The sequence below is a fragment of the Methylophaga sp. OBS3 genome, assembly GCF_026319325.1.
Lineage (GTDB): Bacteria > Pseudomonadota > Gammaproteobacteria > Nitrosococcales > Methylophagaceae > Methylophaga.
Genome location: NZ_JAPDMU010000002.1, coordinates 207,987 through 223,586, shown reverse-complemented (window position 1 = coordinate 223,586; position 15,600 = coordinate 207,987). Strand labels below are relative to the sequence as shown.

The 15,600-nt window shown below is 45.2% G+C and carries 17 protein-coding genes and 1 tRNA gene; 12 read left to right on the top strand and 6 right to left on the bottom strand.

The window, feature by feature from the left end; all coding sequences use genetic code 11:
- Positions 1-4 precede the first annotated feature (4 nt).
- Positions 5-1,540 (bottom strand): 2,3-bisphosphoglycerate-independent phosphoglycerate mutase, encoded by a 1,536-nt coding sequence (gpmI, locus tag OMP94_RS05465; RefSeq protein WP_266276975.1) that lies wholly within the window; start codon positions 1,538-1,540, stop codon positions 5-7.
- Positions 1,541-1,840: 300 nt separating this feature from the next.
- Here gpmI and OMP94_RS05460 point away from each other — a divergent pair, with 300 nt between their 5' ends.
- The 5 genes from OMP94_RS05460 to OMP94_RS05440 are packed head-to-tail and all read left to right on the top strand — an operon-like array spanning position 1,841 to position 4,995.
- On the top strand, positions 1,841-2,260 hold the full coding sequence (locus OMP94_RS05460; RefSeq protein ID WP_266276973.1) for a rhodanese-like domain-containing protein: 420 nt from the start codon (positions 1,841-1,843) through the stop codon (positions 2,258-2,260).
- Between the two features lie 7 nt (positions 2,261-2,267).
- On the top strand, positions 2,268-2,519 hold the full coding sequence (grxC, locus tag OMP94_RS05455; RefSeq protein WP_266276971.1) for a glutaredoxin 3: 252 nt from the start codon (positions 2,268-2,270) through the stop codon (positions 2,517-2,519).
- Positions 2,520-2,557: 38 nt separating this feature from the next.
- Positions 2,558-3,046, top strand: a complete 489-nt coding sequence (gene secB, locus OMP94_RS05450) for a protein-export chaperone SecB (RefSeq protein WP_266276969.1) — start codon at positions 2,558-2,560, stop codon at positions 3,044-3,046.
- Between the two features lie 12 nt (positions 3,047-3,058).
- Positions 3,059-4,108, top strand: coding sequence for an NAD(P)H-dependent glycerol-3-phosphate dehydrogenase (locus tag OMP94_RS05445; RefSeq protein WP_266276967.1), 1,050 nt, complete (start codon positions 3,059-3,061; stop codon positions 4,106-4,108).
- A gap of 14 nt (positions 4,109-4,122) precedes the next feature.
- Positions 4,123-4,995 (top strand): hypothetical protein, encoded by an 873-nt coding sequence (locus OMP94_RS05440; RefSeq protein ID WP_266276965.1) that lies wholly within the window; start codon positions 4,123-4,125, stop codon positions 4,993-4,995.
- A 57-nt stretch (positions 4,996-5,052) separates the two neighbouring features.
- On the opposite strand, the gene OMP94_RS05435 is transcribed toward OMP94_RS05440, so the two are convergent.
- Positions 5,053-6,204 (bottom strand): class I SAM-dependent methyltransferase, encoded by a 1,152-nt coding sequence (locus OMP94_RS05435; RefSeq protein WP_266276945.1) that lies wholly within the window; start codon positions 6,202-6,204, stop codon positions 5,053-5,055.
- An 18-nt stretch (positions 6,205-6,222) separates the two neighbouring features.
- On the opposite strand from OMP94_RS05435, the gene OMP94_RS05430 reads away from it, so the two are divergent.
- Complete coding sequence (locus tag OMP94_RS05430; protein ID WP_266276943.1) at positions 6,223-6,942, top strand: SDR family oxidoreductase; 720 nt, start codon at positions 6,223-6,225, stop codon at positions 6,940-6,942.
- On the opposite strand, the gene folK is transcribed toward OMP94_RS05430, so the two are convergent.
- Together folK and folB are read right to left on the bottom strand one after the other, a co-directional pair.
- On the bottom strand, positions 6,874-7,398 hold the full coding sequence (gene folK, locus OMP94_RS05425; RefSeq protein WP_266276941.1) for a 2-amino-4-hydroxy-6-hydroxymethyldihydropteridine diphosphokinase: 525 nt from the start codon (positions 7,396-7,398) through the stop codon (positions 6,874-6,876). The genes OMP94_RS05430 and folK overlap by 69 nt on opposite strands.
- Positions 7,395-7,748, bottom strand: coding sequence for a dihydroneopterin aldolase (folB, locus tag OMP94_RS05420; protein ID WP_266276937.1), 354 nt, complete (start codon positions 7,746-7,748; stop codon positions 7,395-7,397). Before folB ends, folK begins: the two co-directional genes overlap by 4 nt.
- Positions 7,749-7,825: 77 nt before the next feature.
- On the opposite strand from folB, the gene plsY reads away from it, so the two are divergent.
- The gene (gene plsY / locus OMP94_RS05415; protein WP_266276935.1) at positions 7,826-8,422 is read left to right on the top strand and encodes a glycerol-3-phosphate 1-O-acyltransferase PlsY; all 597 of its coding nucleotides are present in this window, start codon (positions 7,826-7,828) and stop codon (positions 8,420-8,422) included.
- Here plsY and tsaD read toward each other — a convergent pair.
- Positions 8,414-9,430 (bottom strand): tRNA (adenosine(37)-N6)-threonylcarbamoyltransferase complex transferase subunit TsaD, encoded by a 1,017-nt coding sequence (gene tsaD, locus OMP94_RS05410; protein ID WP_266276933.1) that lies wholly within the window; start codon positions 9,428-9,430, stop codon positions 8,414-8,416. The two genes, plsY and tsaD, sit on opposite strands and share 9 nt — an antisense overlap.
- 136 nt (positions 9,431-9,566) lie before the next feature.
- Between tsaD and rpsU the strand changes: the two genes are divergently transcribed.
- The 5 genes from rpsU to OMP94_RS05385 all read left to right on the top strand — a co-directional run bounded on the left by rpsU (position 9,567) and on the right by OMP94_RS05385 (position 14,086).
- On the top strand, positions 9,567-9,782 hold the full coding sequence (rpsU, locus tag OMP94_RS05405) for a 30S ribosomal protein S21 (protein WP_009725418.1): 216 nt from the start codon (positions 9,567-9,569) through the stop codon (positions 9,780-9,782).
- Between the two features lie 16 nt (positions 9,783-9,798).
- Positions 9,799-10,260 carry a GatB/YqeY domain-containing protein gene (locus OMP94_RS05400; RefSeq protein ID WP_266276927.1) on the top strand — a complete coding sequence of 154 codons (462 nt, stop codon included), beginning with the start codon at positions 9,799-9,801 and terminating at the stop codon, positions 10,258-10,260.
- Positions 10,261-10,330: 70 nt separating this feature from the next.
- Entirely contained in the window at positions 10,331-12,067 is a 1,737-nt protein-coding gene (gene dnaG / locus OMP94_RS05395; RefSeq protein WP_266276925.1) for a DNA primase, read from the top strand.
- A 96-nt stretch (positions 12,068-12,163) separates the two neighbouring features.
- Positions 12,164-14,002 (top strand): RNA polymerase sigma factor RpoD, encoded by a 1,839-nt coding sequence (gene rpoD / locus OMP94_RS05390; RefSeq protein WP_266276923.1) that lies wholly within the window; start codon positions 12,164-12,166, stop codon positions 14,000-14,002.
- A 7-nt stretch (positions 14,003-14,009) separates the two neighbouring features.
- A tRNA-Ile gene (locus tag OMP94_RS05385) sits at positions 14,010-14,086 on the top strand.
- Here the strand turns inward: OMP94_RS05385 and OMP94_RS05380 are convergent.
- Positions 14,065-15,555, bottom strand: a complete 1,491-nt coding sequence (locus tag OMP94_RS05380; RefSeq protein WP_323135058.1) for a hypothetical protein — start codon at positions 15,553-15,555, stop codon at positions 14,065-14,067. The two genes, OMP94_RS05385 and OMP94_RS05380, sit on opposite strands and share 22 nt — an antisense overlap.
- Positions 15,556-15,600: the final 45 nt, after the last annotated feature.

Here is a 15,600-nt window from a genome sequence, read left to right as displayed (position 1 = left end):
GCAGTTAAACCGCTACTTTGATAAGTAAGTGTTTACTCATCTCATCAGGAATAGGTAATCCCATCAAAGTAAGCATGGTTGGCGCAATATCGGATAAATTGCCGTAATCAGCACAGTTTGCTTGACGGCCTGCATATAAAAGCGGCACAAGATTACTGGTATGAGCAGTATGTGCTTGGCCTTTTTCATCATCCTGCATTTTTTCGGCATTACCATGATCTGCTGTCACAATCATCTCACCGCCAACAGACTCAAGTGCTTGCCAAATTTGGCCTAAGCAAGTGTCAACGGTCTCAATGGCTTTTACAGCAGCATCAAAATTACCGGTATGGCCAACCATATCAGCATTGGCAAAATTACAGATGATGACGTCAAATTTATCACTGTGAATCGCAGCTACTAGCTTTTCAGCTACTTCAGGAGCGCTCATCGCCGGTTGTTGATCATAGGTTTCAACTTTTGGCGATGGCACCAAAATACGTTCTTCACCCTCATAGGGGGTATCGCGACCACCGTTAAAGAAAAAGGTGACGTGAGCATATTTTTCCGTTTCAGCAATGCGTAACTGCGTTTTACCAAGCTGTGCTAAATAATCACCCAACAGGTTAGTGAAAGTTTCTGGCGGATAAGCCGCTGGTGCAGTGAAATCTTTTTTGTATTCGGTTAGCGTTACAAAGGTCGCTAAATCAATATTTCTAGGTTTGGCGAAACCACCAAAGTCATCTTTGATGAAGCATTCGCTAATTTCCCGTGCACGATCGGCACGGAAGTTCATGAAAAAGACGCTGTCGCCGTCCTGCATTTTGACGGCATCACCAATGACGGTTGCTTTAACAAACTCATCGTTTTCATCACGAGCATAGGCGGCATCAAGGCCTGCTTTTGCCGATACTGCTTGAAACTCACCCTCACCCTCACTGATAAGACGGTAGGCTTGTTCAACACGGTTCCAGCGTTGATCACGATCCATAGCGTAAAAGCGACCAATGATGGTTGCAGTTTGGCCTACACCCAGTGTTTGGTATGTTTCTTCCATTGCTGCCAATGCTGCATGCGCACTCCGAGGTGGTGTATCACGGCCATCCAAGAAAGCATGAACATAAATATGTTTTGCACCACGTTGTGCGGCCAATTGCACCATCGCTTGAATATGTTCGATGTGACTATGAACACCGCCATCTGATAACAAGCCCATGATGTGAACGGCTTTGTTTGCTTTAACGGCAACATCAACACCGTCTGTTAGTGTTGGATTTTCAAAAAAACTGCCGGTTTGGATGGCTTGACCAATTCGTGTTAATTCTTGATAAACAACGCGTCCGGCACCAATGTTTAAATGGCCAACTTCAGAGTTGCCCATTTGTTCGCCCGGTAAACCAACGCCTGCTCCAGATGCATTAATCAACGTGCGAGGGTATTGCTGCCAGAGCTGATCCCAAACAGGTGTTTGGGCGGCCAAGATAGCATTATGTTTTGGATCTTCGCTGTAGCCCCAGCCATCAAGAATAATCAGGGCTAAGGGACGACGTGGCTGACTCATGTAGTTATCCTTTAATCACGGTTGTTGTGGCTTGCAGCAAGGAAAAGTAGCAATACCTGCAAATCGACGACAATGGCGTGTATTATATGGCCTTTTGTGGCGAATTACAGTTATCGTCTTGGTAATGATGACAATTTTACCGGGATGTTACTGGTTGGTGAGTCTGCCAAATATCATGCTTATGCTAGGCATAAAGTCGCTGTTTTCAGCGCTTAACCTGACAATAGTTAACGATATGGATTTGCGGTTCACACGTAACGCCAAATTTAGCACTAACAAAGTAGTTGGAACGATTTAATAATGGAAAATTTAGGCGAATTTATCGTTAATCACTGGATTTTATCGACACTTTTTGTCGTGTTACTTTATCTAGTATTCTCAGATGTTCTGACTCGAAAACTGAGCGGTGTAAAAGCCGTAGATGTTAACGAAGCAGTGAATATTGTTAACCAGCAAAAAGGTTGCTTTGTTGATATTCGTGACGCTGAAGCTTATTCAAAGTCACACATTGCAGATGCGGTGAATGTACCGCAGGCTGAGATGGAGCAACACCTCAGTAAACTAAAGAAAAATGAACAAGCATTAGTGGTTGTTTGTGATAGCGGTCAACGAGCACGCGTTGCAGCCAAGCAATTAAAAGCGAAAGGCTATAGCAACGTGTATGTATTGTCAGGCGGCTTGCACGCTTGGCGAGAAGCAAAATTACCTTTATTTGGATGAGTAACTGATGGCAGATGTAACGGTTTATTCTTCGGCACAATGTCCTTATTGTGTGATGGCTAAACAACTTTTGGATCGTAAAGGCGTGTCCTACACTGAGATTCGTGTTGATTTAGAACCAGCCAAGCGTGACGAAATGATGCAGAAAAGTAAGCAACGTACGGTGCCGCAGATATTCATCAACGATCAACCCATCGGTGGTTACACTGATATGCTTGCACTAGATCGGGCAAATAAGCTCGACCCAATGCTAACCTGAAATTTAAGACTAAACTCAAAAGCGCAAGGATTTAACCCATGGCGGAAGACAACGCAGCGGCACAACAAGAACAACAGCCACGTTTCATTATTCAAAAGATTTACACCAAAGATGTTTCTTTTGAAACTCCTAACTCTCCAGCGGTTTTCCGTGAAGATTGGAAACCACAATTAGATTTGCAGTTAGGTAACGAATACACACAAATCGATGAAGATAATCACGAAATCGTTTTGGTCGTCACTGTGACAGCGAAAGTGAATGATAAAGTTGCTTTCATCTGTGAAGTGAAACAAGCAGGTATCTTCAGCCTGATTGGTTACAGCAAAGAAGAAATGGGTCCATTAATAGGCAGCTATTGCCCTAATACGGTTTTCCCATTTGCCCGTGAAGTGGTTTCTGACCTGGTCATTAAAGGTGGTTTCCCGCAATTAGTATTGGCACCAGTCAACTTTGATGCCGTTTACAAACGTAAACTGGACTCAATGGCAGAAATGCACCAAAAAGCGCAGCAGGAACAAACCCACTAAACGTCACAAGAAATGACTGATGTCATGGAAGCTGACTTGATGCCAACGCTGGTGATCGGGGCGGGTGCTTGGGGAACGGCACTCGCTATTGCACTTGCGCGTAATGGGCAACCAACTTGGATTTGGGGACGTGATGCGGCGCAATTGCAGATTATGCATGAAACGCGTTGTAACACGACCTATATTCCCGGCATCAACTTGCCAGATACATTGGAAATCAAATCTGACTTACAAGAAGCGGTTAGCAACTGTAAGCATGTTTTGGTGTCTGTACCGAGCAATAGCTTTTCAACATTATTAACGCAAATAAAGCCTTGGCTACCTGCGGGTGTCCCTCTAAGTTGGGCAACCAAAGGTTTGACGCCGAATACGGGTGCTTTTTTGGTTGATACAGCAAAGCGTATTTTGGGTTTAGATCATCCTTTAGCGGTGATTTCGGGCCCCTCTTTTGCTGCTGAAGTCGCCGCAGGGTTACCAACAGCCTTAACTGTGGCGTCAGATAATGCTGACTTTGCCAAGTCACTTGCAAGCGCACTGCATGGCAATAGCTTGCGAGCGTACACGTCGCCGGATGTATTAGGCGTGCAGATTGGTGGCACGGTTAAAAACGTATTGGCAATTGCCGCGGGCATCAGTGACGGTTTGCAATATGGTGCTAATGCGAGAGCGGCATTATTAACACGAGGCATGGCAGAGATTTTGCGTCTGGCGACTGTTTTAGGGGCTGATCCGCAAACTATGTTTGGTTTGTCGGGTATGGGTGATTTGATTTTGACTTGTACCGATGATCAAAGTCGTAATCGTCAGCTCGGTCTTGCAATTGGTCGTGGTCAAACGGTTGAAGAGGCAGTTAAAACAGTTGGAAAAACAGTAGAAGGTATGCATGCTGCACGGGAAGTTTTAATGCGAGCACAACAAGCTGGTGTTGAAATGCCGATTGTTGAACAGGTATGCAAAGTGTTGTTTGAAGGGTACGATCCGCGGCAGTCGGTGCAAACATTGTTATGCAGAGAACCAAAAGCCGAAAACAGTCATCGCCAAGGCGATAAGCAACTGAATTAAAAGAGGAATAGTTTATGCGTGGTCTTGTTAAATACAGCGGCATCGTCGCGCTCAGCATGACAATGATGCTGGGGCTGTCAGCCTGTGGTGGCTCTTCTAAAGAAGATACCCCAGAGGTTATCGTGACCAGCGAAGGTAAAATCCTGTTTGAATCTGATTTACAGTACGTAAAAGTTGTTCCTCGGGATCAATCAGGTGTTGCTAATCAACATCCATATCCCATTGCTGAAGAAGACTTAAAAACAGTTTTAAGCTCTCTTTACATAAGCCAAAGAGTTTTGCTCAGTGAGCGTCAGGTACCTTTATACTCTCCGGGAGAGTTACAAATTTTATCCTCAGGCATTTCACGTGGTTTAGCGATTGCGGAGACCGGCGAAGACATTACTTATGTGACTTTAGGTGTCCATCAAGGCGCGATTGCTAGAGAGCGCAGAACCAATACCGGTCGTGTATTCATTGATGCTCAGGGCCGTTTGAATATCATCTTTGGTCTTGTGCAAGAGGATTATCGCGAAAAAGATCAGTACACGGGTCAGGAAATTGATCGCCGTGTAAACCCATTATTGCCAGGTACGCGCCGTGTAGATTCTGAGCCTAATAAGCAAGTCGCTTTAGATAATGGTCAGGCATATTATGTTGATCCAGCCACGGGTGAAGAGCGCAGTGACTGGTTAGTCATTGATATCCCAACCGTATTAGCAACGGCTCGTGAGCGTCAAGGTGAGTTAGATGACGGTACATTAAGCCCGGAATTACGTGAAGATATTGCTCGCAACAAGCGTGATAATCAGATCTTACGTGATGATATGGCAAATCTGAAAGAGATATTGTTTGAAATGTCAGCTGAAATTGAAGCGCTGCGTGAAGAGTTAAAAGCCGCTGAATAATTAAGCAACATATTCGACATAAAAAGGCGCTTCGGCGCCTTTTTTTATTGCCTGGTTTTAGAGTTGCCAGCGTAAATCACCCACCTGAGGGCGATATAACGTAGGAATATTTTTAGTTAAAGTCAGTACCTTGAATAGGCTGCCCATTTGCTCTGGTAGCAATAACCTTTTTAACGCTGCTGCTGATTGTAACTGCTCGAGCTCGTTGAGATTTTGTTGTGAGGCCAACGACAGAATATCGCCGGCAACCAAGAAGTCAGTTTGTGTTTGAAGTCCAGAAACTTGCATACCCTGTTGATGAGCATGATTAGCTAAATCACTGAAGTTGATATGTGCAGTTATATCTTGCAAACCAATAAGCGTTAGAGGATCATGATGTACTTGATGTTGAAAATGACAATGAATGCCCCCTGCTGAGCGCTGAGGATGAAAATACTCACTTTCCGTGAAACCGTAATCAATCACAAAAATAGCGCCTGAAATCATTTTTTCTGACAGACTGCTTACCCATGCCTGAGCAAACAAGTTGAGCTCAAAGGTGTACGGTTTTACCGGTAATTGCTGAGCAACTTGGCTGGCAAATGGAGCACTGGATTCAACATGCTGCCAAATAAAGGCTTCTCCGTTCCAGCCAACAAAGCGTTCAAATAATACCGAGTTATCGGCATAAAAACTGTGAACAGGCATGGCATCGCAAACCTCATTGGCAACGATAACGCCGTGAAAAGTTTCGGGTAAATGTGTCAGCCAAACCACCCGTGAATATAGGTCTCCTAATTTTTCTTTCAAACAGTAATGCTGTCTTTCTCGTAAGTCAGCGCTCGCTTCTATAATGAAATAGTTATCGGGTAGTTGATTGAGATCAGCGAGTTTAAGTAAAACATCAATGGCCATTTGTCCGGAGCCCGCACCAAACTCAAGGCAGTCGCCTCCAGAGATCTTTAATACGTCAGCAATATGATTTGCTAATGCTTGTGAAAAGAGTGAGCTGATTTCTGGCGCAGTTGTGAAGTCCCCTGCTTCACCTATTTTGCTTAGACCTGCGCTGTAATAACCAAGCCCAGGATAGTACAAACAGCTTTGCATAAAGTCGGCAAATGAGATCAAACCGCCTGCAGCTTGAATTTGGTCGACAATGACATTTTGTAATTGCTGGCTATGTTGTTGCGCTTGCAGGTCAGGAGCAGGTAATTTGCTATTAGGTTTCATGGTTTATAGGCGTTTAATGTGCAAAATCCAGTTTTAGTAACCGGCTGTAGCCGACGTGTTGGTTTTCATATTGCCAAGCGATTACATGAAGATGGTTATCGTGTTTTAGCACATTACCGCACCGATACCGATGATGTCGAAGCATTACGCCAGCTAGGAATCTCTGTCATTCAGGCCGATTTTTCAGATGCGGCAGCCATTTTAACTTTTGTGCAAAGCTTAAAAACGCGCTTTCCAGCTTATCGTGCAGTCATTCATAACGCATCGAGTTTTACACCAACAGAGAGCGATTTATCTCTTGCTGCGGAGCAATACCAAGGTTTTTTCAATGTGCATATGCTCGCCCCTTTCCTTATTAACCAAGGCATTGCTGAGCAGTTACAAGGTGAAAATGGTGACCCAGCAGATATTGTGCATATAACGGATATTAATGTTGAGAACCCAACGCCAAACTTTGACAGCTATGGCACAACAAAGGCTGGCTTACAAAATATGACTTTGGCGTTGGCGAAAAAATTGGCGCCACGCGTTAAGGTTAACTCGGTTGCGCCGGGGCCCGTTTTATTTACGGAAAGTCATTCTGAGGCGGTGCGTCAGGCTATGTTGTCCGAAACGCCATTAGCTCGTGAGGGTGGTGCTGAGCCGGTTTATCTAGCCATTCGAAGCTTATTACAAAACCCGTTCATGACCGGCGTTAGTATTCCCGTTGATGGTGGCAGGCGCCTCTCCAAAAAGTAAGGATTCGGCATCTATTTTGACGCCTTGAGGAATATTAGGGCAGCGCTTACCAGCAAGATGCGCAAACAATTCATCAATTAATGGGTAGAGAAAATACTCATCCGTGATGGCGCTAGCAGGTTTCTTTGTTAATTCTTCGACCGAGCCTGCGCACAGAATATCGATATCGGCGGGTCGGTCTTTATGCTTTTTGTCCGGATCACTGCGATCCCTGCCCATTTCGGCTTCGATTTGATTGGTAATGGTTTTGAAACTCTCCGCACATAAGGATGTTTCAATATAAGCAACGGCATTTAAAAAATAGCGGTGCGAATTCATTCCCACAGGCGGTGTTTGCAGAACGCGGCTGATGGTGATTCCTGAGATATGCGGCAAGATAGCTTTGACCATCAAAGCCATGTTTTCTGCCGGCGCAATATTACTGCCAAGACCAATCAGGAATGCCTGTTGAGTCATGCCCTAGTCCGAGTGATTTGGATTTGCGCTTGATTCTGACCGTGCAATTGAACTGGCTTACTCAATGTTAGCGTGAGTTTAGGGATGGGAAACTCAGTTAATAGTAGTTGTGCCACCTCTTCTGCCAATTTTTCAATCAGTAAATACCGACTCGCAGAGACAAAAGCGACAACCCGCTGGGCGACAGTACCGTAATCAAGTGTATGTTCGATATCATCAGTTTTTGCTGCTTCACTGATATCCCAATCAAACTCGAAATCAAACCGAAGGGTTTGCCTGGTTTCACGTTCCCAATCGTAAATACCAATAATGGTGTCAATGTGTAAATTGTTTAAAAAAATCTTATCCATAATGTCGCTTTAACTGGTGGCAATAACTACTGTGCGCCTATAATGAGGCTAATTTTTAACTAGAGTTTCATCATATCATGCCTGAAATCACGCTTTTGGCGCTGGCAGTGTTGCTAGGCGCTTATCTGATTGGCTCACTATCTAGTGCGATTGTTCTTTGCAAAGTTGCAGGATTACCTGATCCACGCACGCAGGGTTCTGGTAACCCCGGTGCGACCAATGTTTTGCGAATTGGTGGCAAAAAGTTAGCAGCAACCGTGTTGGTTATTGATGTACTCAAAGGTGTTATCCCGGTCGTTATTGGACGACTGTTGGGATTAGATATTGTTTTATTGACCATGGTCGCCTTACTGGCATTTTTAGGCCATTTATATCCAGTTTTTTTCCAATTTAAAGGTGGTAAAGGTGTTGCCACGGCGTTAGGTGCTTTTTTGGCGTTGTCACCTTTATTGGCTTTGGCCGGTGTTTTAACTTGGCTAGTGGTATTTATCGCGACCCGTATTTCATCGCTGTCAGCTATTTGTGCGGCGACCTTGGTGCCTGTTTACAGTCTTTGGCTGATTGATAGCAGCATCGCACGATGGATAATTTTAGTGATTGCCGCCCTGCTCTTGTGGCGTCATCGTGGCAATATTCAGCGCCTATTAGCCGGCGAAGAGAAAAAGTCAGGCTGATACTGGCGGCGTTAAGGTATCAAGCGGCCAACGTGAGCGTACGTTAAACACGGCTGGCGTCTCTATGTTCATAGCTTGATGACGCATCGCGCCAGCAAAGGCAATCATGGCGCCATTATCGCTACAAAACTGCATTTGCGGATAAAACACTTGCTTGTTTTTCATGCTGTTTAAAGCTGCGCGCAATGACGTATTGGCACTAACACCACCTGCGACCACTAAACGCTGATGGCCAGTTTGTTTTAATGCCCTTTTGCACTTGATCAACAAGGTATCAACGGCTGCAATTTCAAAAGCCAAAGCAATGTCTGCTTTTGCCTGTTCACTTTGATCTGAATTGTGCCAAGCATTTAATGCCGCGGTTTTTAGGCCACTAAAACTAAAGTCTAAACCGGCACGGTTGACCATAGGTCTTGGAAAATCATAAATACCTTGGCGACCGCGTGTTGCTAGTTTGGCTAACGCGGGACCGCCGGGATAACCCAGCCCAAGCATTTTGGCCGTCTTATCGAATGCTTCACCTACAGCGTCATCAATTGATTCGCCCAATAATTCGTATTCACCTACGCCTTTGACATCAACTAAAAGCGTATGACCACCTGATACAAGCAAAGAAACAAATGGAAATGCCGGCGGGTTGTCTTCCAATAATGGGGAAAGCAGATGCCCTTCCATATGGTTTACCGCTAGCGCTGGAATATTTAACGCCCAGGCCAAACTACGGCCAATAGCGGCGCCAACTAACAATGCCCCAACAAGGCCGGGACCTGCGGTATATGCAACAGCGTCAATCTCGTCGCGTTTTACACCCGCTTGGTCTAGCACTTCTTGCATTAAGGGTAAGGCTTTGCGGATATGATCTCGGGAGGCAAGTTCGGGCACTACACCACCATATTCAGCATGCATTTCAATTTGGCTATATAGCGCATGCGCCAGCAATCCGCGCTCTGTATCATAGAGAGCGATGCCAGTTTCATCACAAGATGATTCGATGCCTAATACCCGCATAACATTGAAGCCAGTAGTTAATTTGAACGCCGTATTATGCCTGATTTTAAAAATAAGATGATTCAAGTATTTGCTTTCTCTTAGATATTTCGTACAATTAAGGGCTTTTCATTGATTACTGTTTAGGGAATTTTTAATGCCTGCTGTACGAGTTAAAGAGAACGAACCATTTGACGTAGCGCTGCGTCGTTTCAAACGTGCTTGTGAAAAAGCCGGTACTGTTGCTGAAGCACGTGCCCGCGAAGCATACGAAAAACCAACAACTGTACGTAAGCGTGCTGCTGCCGCTGCAGTAAAACGTCACCAGAAGAAACTGGCTCGCGAAAACGCTAGCCGCGTACGTCTGTACTAAGACAGGCTGTTCTTCTATGCCTGCTGAAGCCAGCCCGTTAAAGGTCAAAATCCAAGACGAAATCAAGGTCGCGATGCGCGCCAAAGAAAAAGAGCGTCTTGCGACATTGCGTCAGATCACTGCCGCAATCAAACAATTAGAAGTCGATAATCGCCAAGATCTGAGTGATGACGACGTCATTGTTGTTTTGACCAAAATGACCAAACAGCGCAAAGATTCTTTAGCGCAGTTTGAACAAGCTGGCCGTGAAGATTTAGCTGTGGTCGAGCGCTCAGAGTTAGCAATTATCGAAGAATTTTTGCCAACACCGCTGACCGAGGCTGAATTAGAAGCCGCCATTGCTTCTGCAATCGCAGAAAGTGGCGCCAGCAGTATCAAAGATATGGGCGCAGTGATGAATGTCTTGCGTCCACAAGTTCAAGGTCGCGCTGACATGGGTGCGGTTAGTAGCCAAGTAAAGGCAGTTTTAAGCGCCTGAACCTCCCTGACACCAAGTCTGTTACAGACATGGTTACCATCAATGATGATCTTCGGCCATAATTAACGTTATGGCCGGTCAGATCCCTCCTCAATTTATTGATGAACTCCTTGCACGCGTTGATATCGTCGACGTCATAGACAGCCGTGTGCCACTAAAAAAGGCCGGCAAAAACCTTCAAGCCTGTTGCCCATTCCATAACGAAAAATCACCGTCCTTCACGGTAAGTCCAGAAAAGCAGTTTTATCATTGCTTTGGCTGTGGTGCGCATGGCACCGCAGTTGGTTTCTTGATGGAGTACGAACAGCTAAGTTTTCCTGAGACTATTCAAGAATTAGCTGACAGTGTCGGCATGCAAGTACCGGTCACCCAACAGGCAACATTAACGCCTGCACGTCAGAATCTTTATGATCTGCTGGATAAGGTCGCCAAGTATTACTCGCACCAACTTTATAACCATCCCCAAAAGTCATTATTCGAAGACTATTTAAACCAACGTGGTTTAAGCGCCGACATCATCAGAGCCTTTGATATCGGTATTGCGCCAGATGGCTGGGATAACTTGCTACGAACATTCGGCAATAACCAACAAACCATCGACATGTTGCAAGAAGGTGGTTTGCTGATCAAAAACGACAAAGGCCGCATCTACGATCGTTTTCGTAAGCGATTGATGTTTCCGATCCGTGATAGACGTGGCCGAGTGATTGGCTTTGGTGGTCGTATTGTTGATCCAGAAGATAACCCGAAATACCTAAACTCACCGGAAACGCCGGTTTTCCATAAAGGCCAAGAGCTTTATGGCTTGTACCAAGCACGTAAAGCCAATCGACAATTACAGCGAATCTTAATCGTTGAAGGCTACATGGACGTCATTGCCTTAGCACAATTTGGTATTAACAATGCGGTGGCAACACTTGGCACATCTACGACACCAGAGCATTTGCGTCAGTTAACACGTAGCGCGCCAGAAATTGTGTTTTGTTTTGATGGCGATAGGGCTGGTTTTGATGCGGCATGGCGGGCAGCAGAGAATGCATTGCCAATTTTGGGTGGAAATTTTGAGCTGAAGTTTATGTTTTTGCCGGAAGGTGAAGATCCCGATTCGGTTGTGCGTAGCCAAGGTGCAGAAGCATTTAATCAGCAAGTAAATGAGGCGCAGGGTTTTTCGGCGTTCTTTTTGGCAACATTGATGCAGCGTGTGGATATGAACTCAATGGATGGTCGTGCTCGGCTTATTGAGATTGCCAAACCTTATCTGGCGCGAATCCAGGCGGGTGTTTATCGTGACATGCTTGAGCAGCAATTAGCAGAGGCAGCGCAAACGTCGCAGGCCACGTTAAAAAAACATATTGAACGTGCCCCTCAGCCTAAAAAACGTGTTGCAGCTGAAAAGTCAGCCAGTGCCAATAAAACGCCTGAGCGACGGGCAATTACGATGTTGGTGCAATTCCCCGAGTTATCGCAACATGCAGGGGATATCAGCAAGTTAAACAATCTAGAATCACCAGGTATTCCAGTGTTGTTATCGATGCTTGAAATACTGCGCGAGAGTCCCCAAATAAACACATCAGCAAGATTATTGGAGCGCTGCCGAGAGTCACGCTTTTATCCGCATCTCTTAAAATTGGCTAAAGAACCGCTAGATTTTGACGATGCAGAAAAATTAAGTGCTGATTTTCAAGGGGTTTTAAAAACCCTGAGAGCGGATGCCGAAAATGCGCGCTACGCGATGCTGACTAGTAAACCGTTTAGTCAGCTGTCTGCCAGCGAGCGTGATGAGTTAAAGGCATTTAAGCGCTTTTAAGTGGATGTTCTACAGTCAAATTTAATGCAATACAGGCACAGTTTCGCTATAATATAGTGTTCCGTCTGTTATGCATCATGATGTCAAAGGGGTCGAATGAAAGATCAACAATCACGCGTTAAAGAGCTCATTGCTTTGGGGAAAGAACGCGGTTACCTCACCTATGGTGAGATTAACGATCATCTCCCTGAAGATTTGGTTGATGCGGATCAGGTCGAAGACATTGTCAGTATGTTCAGTGACCTCGGTATCATGGTTCATGAAGATGGCATGGATACCGACGAAATGGAACGTCTGGCAGAAGCTGCGTCTTCTAATGACGAAGTTTCAGACGAAGAGGCTGCTGCCGTATTAGCAAGCTCTGATGGTGAATTTGGTCGTACGACAGACCCAGTCCGCATGTACATGCGTGAAATGGGTAGTGTTGAACTGTTAACTCGTGAAGGCGAAATCGTTATCGCCAAACGCATCGAAGCTGGCTTACGTGAAAGCCTGATGATGCTGTCTACTTACCCGCCGTGTATCGCCTCATTCTTAGAGTTCTTTGATGCTGTTGAAGCAGGTGAAATGCGCATTAACGAACTGATTCGTGGTTTCGTTTCACCAGAAGAAAACATCGAAACAACCGATGATGATGAAGACGATACAGACAATAATGACTCTGATGATAGTGATTCAGACGATGATGATGACGATGATGTTGGTGGCGTAAGTGATGACGATGATGATTCAGGTGAAATTGACCCTGAAGAAGCGCGTGCACGCTTTGCCGCGTTAACTGAAGCATACAAAAAAGTCCTCAGCACAGAGGGCGATGACATGGTTGAGGCGCGTGAGCAGGCTAGTAACCTGTTTATGGAATTCAAATTAACGCCTAAAACATTGGCCTATTTGAACAACCTGATGTCTGAAACCATCGAAGAAGTCCGTAAGCAAGAAAAACGCATTATGGATATCGTCGTTGAAGATGCGCGTATGAATCGACGTGATTTCATTGACTCATTCCAAGGCAACGAAAGCAACCTTGAATGGGCTGATAAATTCATCCGTGCGAAAAAGCATTACTCATCAACGATTAAAAAACATCATGATGATATTTTGGCAGCACAAACCATTCTGGCTGAAATCGCAGCAGACCGTGGCTTAAATATTTCCGAAATCAAAGAAATCAGCCGCCAAATGTCGATTGCTGAAGCCAAAGCGCGTCGCGCTAAGAAAGAAATGGTTGAAGCTAACTTACGTCTGGTTATCTCAATCGCTAAGAAATACACCAATCGTGGTTTGCAATTCTTGGATCTGATTCAAGAAGGCAACATTGGCTTGATGAAAGCAGTTGATAAATTTGAATACCAACGTGGTTACAAATTCTCAACCTATGCAACGTGGTGGATCCGTCAGGCGATTACCCGTTCAATTGCCGACCAAGCGCGTACTATCCGTATTCCGGTACACATGATTGAGACCATCAACAAACTCAACCGTGTTGCACGTCAAATGTTACAAGAAATGGGTCGTGAACCAACGCCAGATGAATTAGCAGAACGCGTTGACATGCCAGAAGACAAAGTCCGTAAGGTACTGAAAATCTCTAAAGAACCGATTTCGATGGAAACACCAATCGGTGATGATGAAGATTCACACTTGGGTGACTTCGTTGAAGACGTTAACGTTATGTCTCCAGCAGATTCCGCCATCATCGAAGGCCTGCGTGAAGCCACTCAAGGTGTATTAAACGGCCTGACTGAAAGAGAAGCCAAAGTACTGCGTATGCGTTTCGGTATTGATATGAATACAGACCACACGTTGGAAGAAGTTGGTAAACAGTTTGACGTTACCCGTGAGCGTATCCGTCAGATTGAAGCTAAGGCATTACGTAAATTACGTCATCCTTCACGTTCAGACCAACTGAGAAGCTTCTTAGACTCAGACAGTTAATCTAAACGGGCCTATAGCTCAGTTGGTTAGAGCAGGGGACTCATAATCCCTTGGTCCTAGGTTCAAGTCCTAGTGGGCCCACCATTTAAATTGAAAGCCTCAGCGTTGGATTTACGTTGAGGCTTTTTATTATGTGCGAACTTACGCACAAGCCGACGGTAGCCCAAGACAACACCAGTAATACTGATAATAAAACCGCCAAGGCTAAATAGAATCATGAGGCCTTCGCGTAACCATGGGCGGCTCAGTAACACATGCCAGTCCCAGCTATGTAATAGGTTAAACAGCCAGCGGTTGGCACGTTGAGATTCAGTGACGACTTGCAAAATATTCCCGTTAAACGGATTGATGTGATACCAAGTGTTTTCAGTGTCATCAAACTTAACTCGCATTATTGGCAATGGTCGATGTTGGCTGCCATACATACTTTGCTGTTCACGAGCGACATAATAAAAGTCATAGTTTGTCAGCCATGAGCTAGTGGCTTGGTGAGTGGTTGAGATATTACCAACCGCTTTTTCAAGAACATTTACCGGCAAGGTATCGAATATCTGATTGGGCTGTGTCATGGCTAATGTCTGAGAGTGCCCACTCCCTTCATAGGCTGTGACCCAAGCCTGATTATCAACAATCACCCATTCAAGTTCGCTGACTGACATGCCTTTGTTTTGAAAAGCCTTGAGTAGGTCTTTTGTTGCTGGCGGACTGGCGAAACTTGCCGTGATGTCACCATGATAATTGTTGGTTTCTAAGCTGGTTGGTGTTGATAGCAAATTCCATGGCCGCATCGACATTAAACCGCTAAACACCCAAGCAATTAAAAAGATGCCAAAAACCAGCCCGATAATGTGATGCCAGTATGTGAAATGGCTGATATATGGCGAGTGAGAGCCATTTTTATAGACTTTGGAAAAACGCCAGCGTTTTAAGCCTAAATATTGGCCAATTAAACTAGTGAATGTGCCGGCAAGTGACAGGTAAATAACCAACTCTGCCCACCAAGATAAGTGTCTGACTGGATATAACCAATGAAGCCAAGCGCCGAGCCAGCCCCAAGAACGTTCGGTAAATGTGGCATCACGGACGACCATGCCGCTATGTGAGGACAAATACAGAATTCGCTCAGCTTCATCATGAATACGAACGGCATGTAACGGTCGTTCATTATCTAAGCCGCGAGATTGTGTCCAAGCATCACGTTCGATTAAACCTAGATACTCAGCGGGTTTATCGCCTTGATAAAAAGCGTCTGCTGAAGCCAAAGCAAGATTCTTGTCTGCACTGGCAAGCTTTTCACCGGTTGCTGCATTAATGGCGATTACAGGGCCACTTCGATAGCTAAATAAGTAATAAGCTTTACCGGCAATGCTGCTCAGTTTGATGTTGCTAGGTGTGTTGGTTTTACCGGTCCGTTCCAGTGCCTCAGCAACGTTAATGCAGCAGTTTTCACTAGATAGATTGAGTTCAGGCAGTCTTTCTAGGTGTTCTGCTGGTGTCAGTTTTGGGTAGCCAACAAATAACATCACCACGCCGGAGATAAACCACGCAGCCATAAACAGGCAGAGTATTATCCCCAGCCAGCGATGCCATAAGTAGAG

Bases quoted from the DNA above. Each gene is read 5' to 3' on its own strand.
- gpmI (WP_266276975.1), bottom strand. From the start codon at position 1,540: ATGAGTCAGCCACGTCGTCCCTTAGCCCTGATTATTCTTGATGGCTGG.
- OMP94_RS05460 (WP_266276973.1), top strand. From the start codon at position 1,841: ATGGAAAATTTAGGCGAATTTATCGTTAATCACTGGATTTTATCGACA.
- grxC (WP_266276971.1), top strand. From the start codon at position 2,268: ATGGCAGATGTAACGGTTTATTCTTCGGCACAATGTCCTTATTGTGTG.
- secB (WP_266276969.1), top strand. From the start codon at position 2,558: ATGGCGGAAGACAACGCAGCGGCACAACAAGAACAACAGCCACGTTTC.
- OMP94_RS05445 (WP_266276967.1), top strand. From the start codon at position 3,059: ATGACTGATGTCATGGAAGCTGACTTGATGCCAACGCTGGTGATCGGG.
- OMP94_RS05440 (WP_266276965.1), top strand. From the start codon at position 4,123: ATGCGTGGTCTTGTTAAATACAGCGGCATCGTCGCGCTCAGCATGACA.
- OMP94_RS05435 (WP_266276945.1), bottom strand. From the start codon at position 6,204: ATGAAACCTAATAGCAAATTACCTGCTCCTGACCTGCAAGCGCAACAA.
- folK (WP_266276941.1), bottom strand. From the start codon at position 7,398: ATGACTCAACAGGCATTCCTGATTGGTCTTGGCAGTAATATTGCGCCG.
- folB (WP_266276937.1), bottom strand. From the start codon at position 7,748: ATGGATAAGATTTTTTTAAACAATTTACACATTGACACCATTATTGGT.
- plsY (WP_266276935.1), top strand. From the start codon at position 7,826: ATGCCTGAAATCACGCTTTTGGCGCTGGCAGTGTTGCTAGGCGCTTAT.
- tsaD (WP_266276933.1), bottom strand. From the start codon at position 9,430: ATGCGGGTATTAGGCATCGAATCATCTTGTGATGAAACTGGCATCGCT.
- rpsU (WP_009725418.1), top strand. From the start codon at position 9,567: ATGCCTGCTGTACGAGTTAAAGAGAACGAACCATTTGACGTAGCGCTG.
- OMP94_RS05400 (WP_266276927.1), top strand. From the start codon at position 9,799: ATGCCTGCTGAAGCCAGCCCGTTAAAGGTCAAAATCCAAGACGAAATC.
- dnaG (WP_266276925.1), top strand. From the start codon at position 10,331: ATGGCCGGTCAGATCCCTCCTCAATTTATTGATGAACTCCTTGCACGC.
- rpoD (WP_266276923.1), top strand. From the start codon at position 12,164: ATGAAAGATCAACAATCACGCGTTAAAGAGCTCATTGCTTTGGGGAAA.
- OMP94_RS05380 (WP_323135058.1), bottom strand. From the start codon at position 15,555: ATGGCTGCGTGGTTTATCTCCGGCGTGGTGATGTTATTTGTTGGCTAC.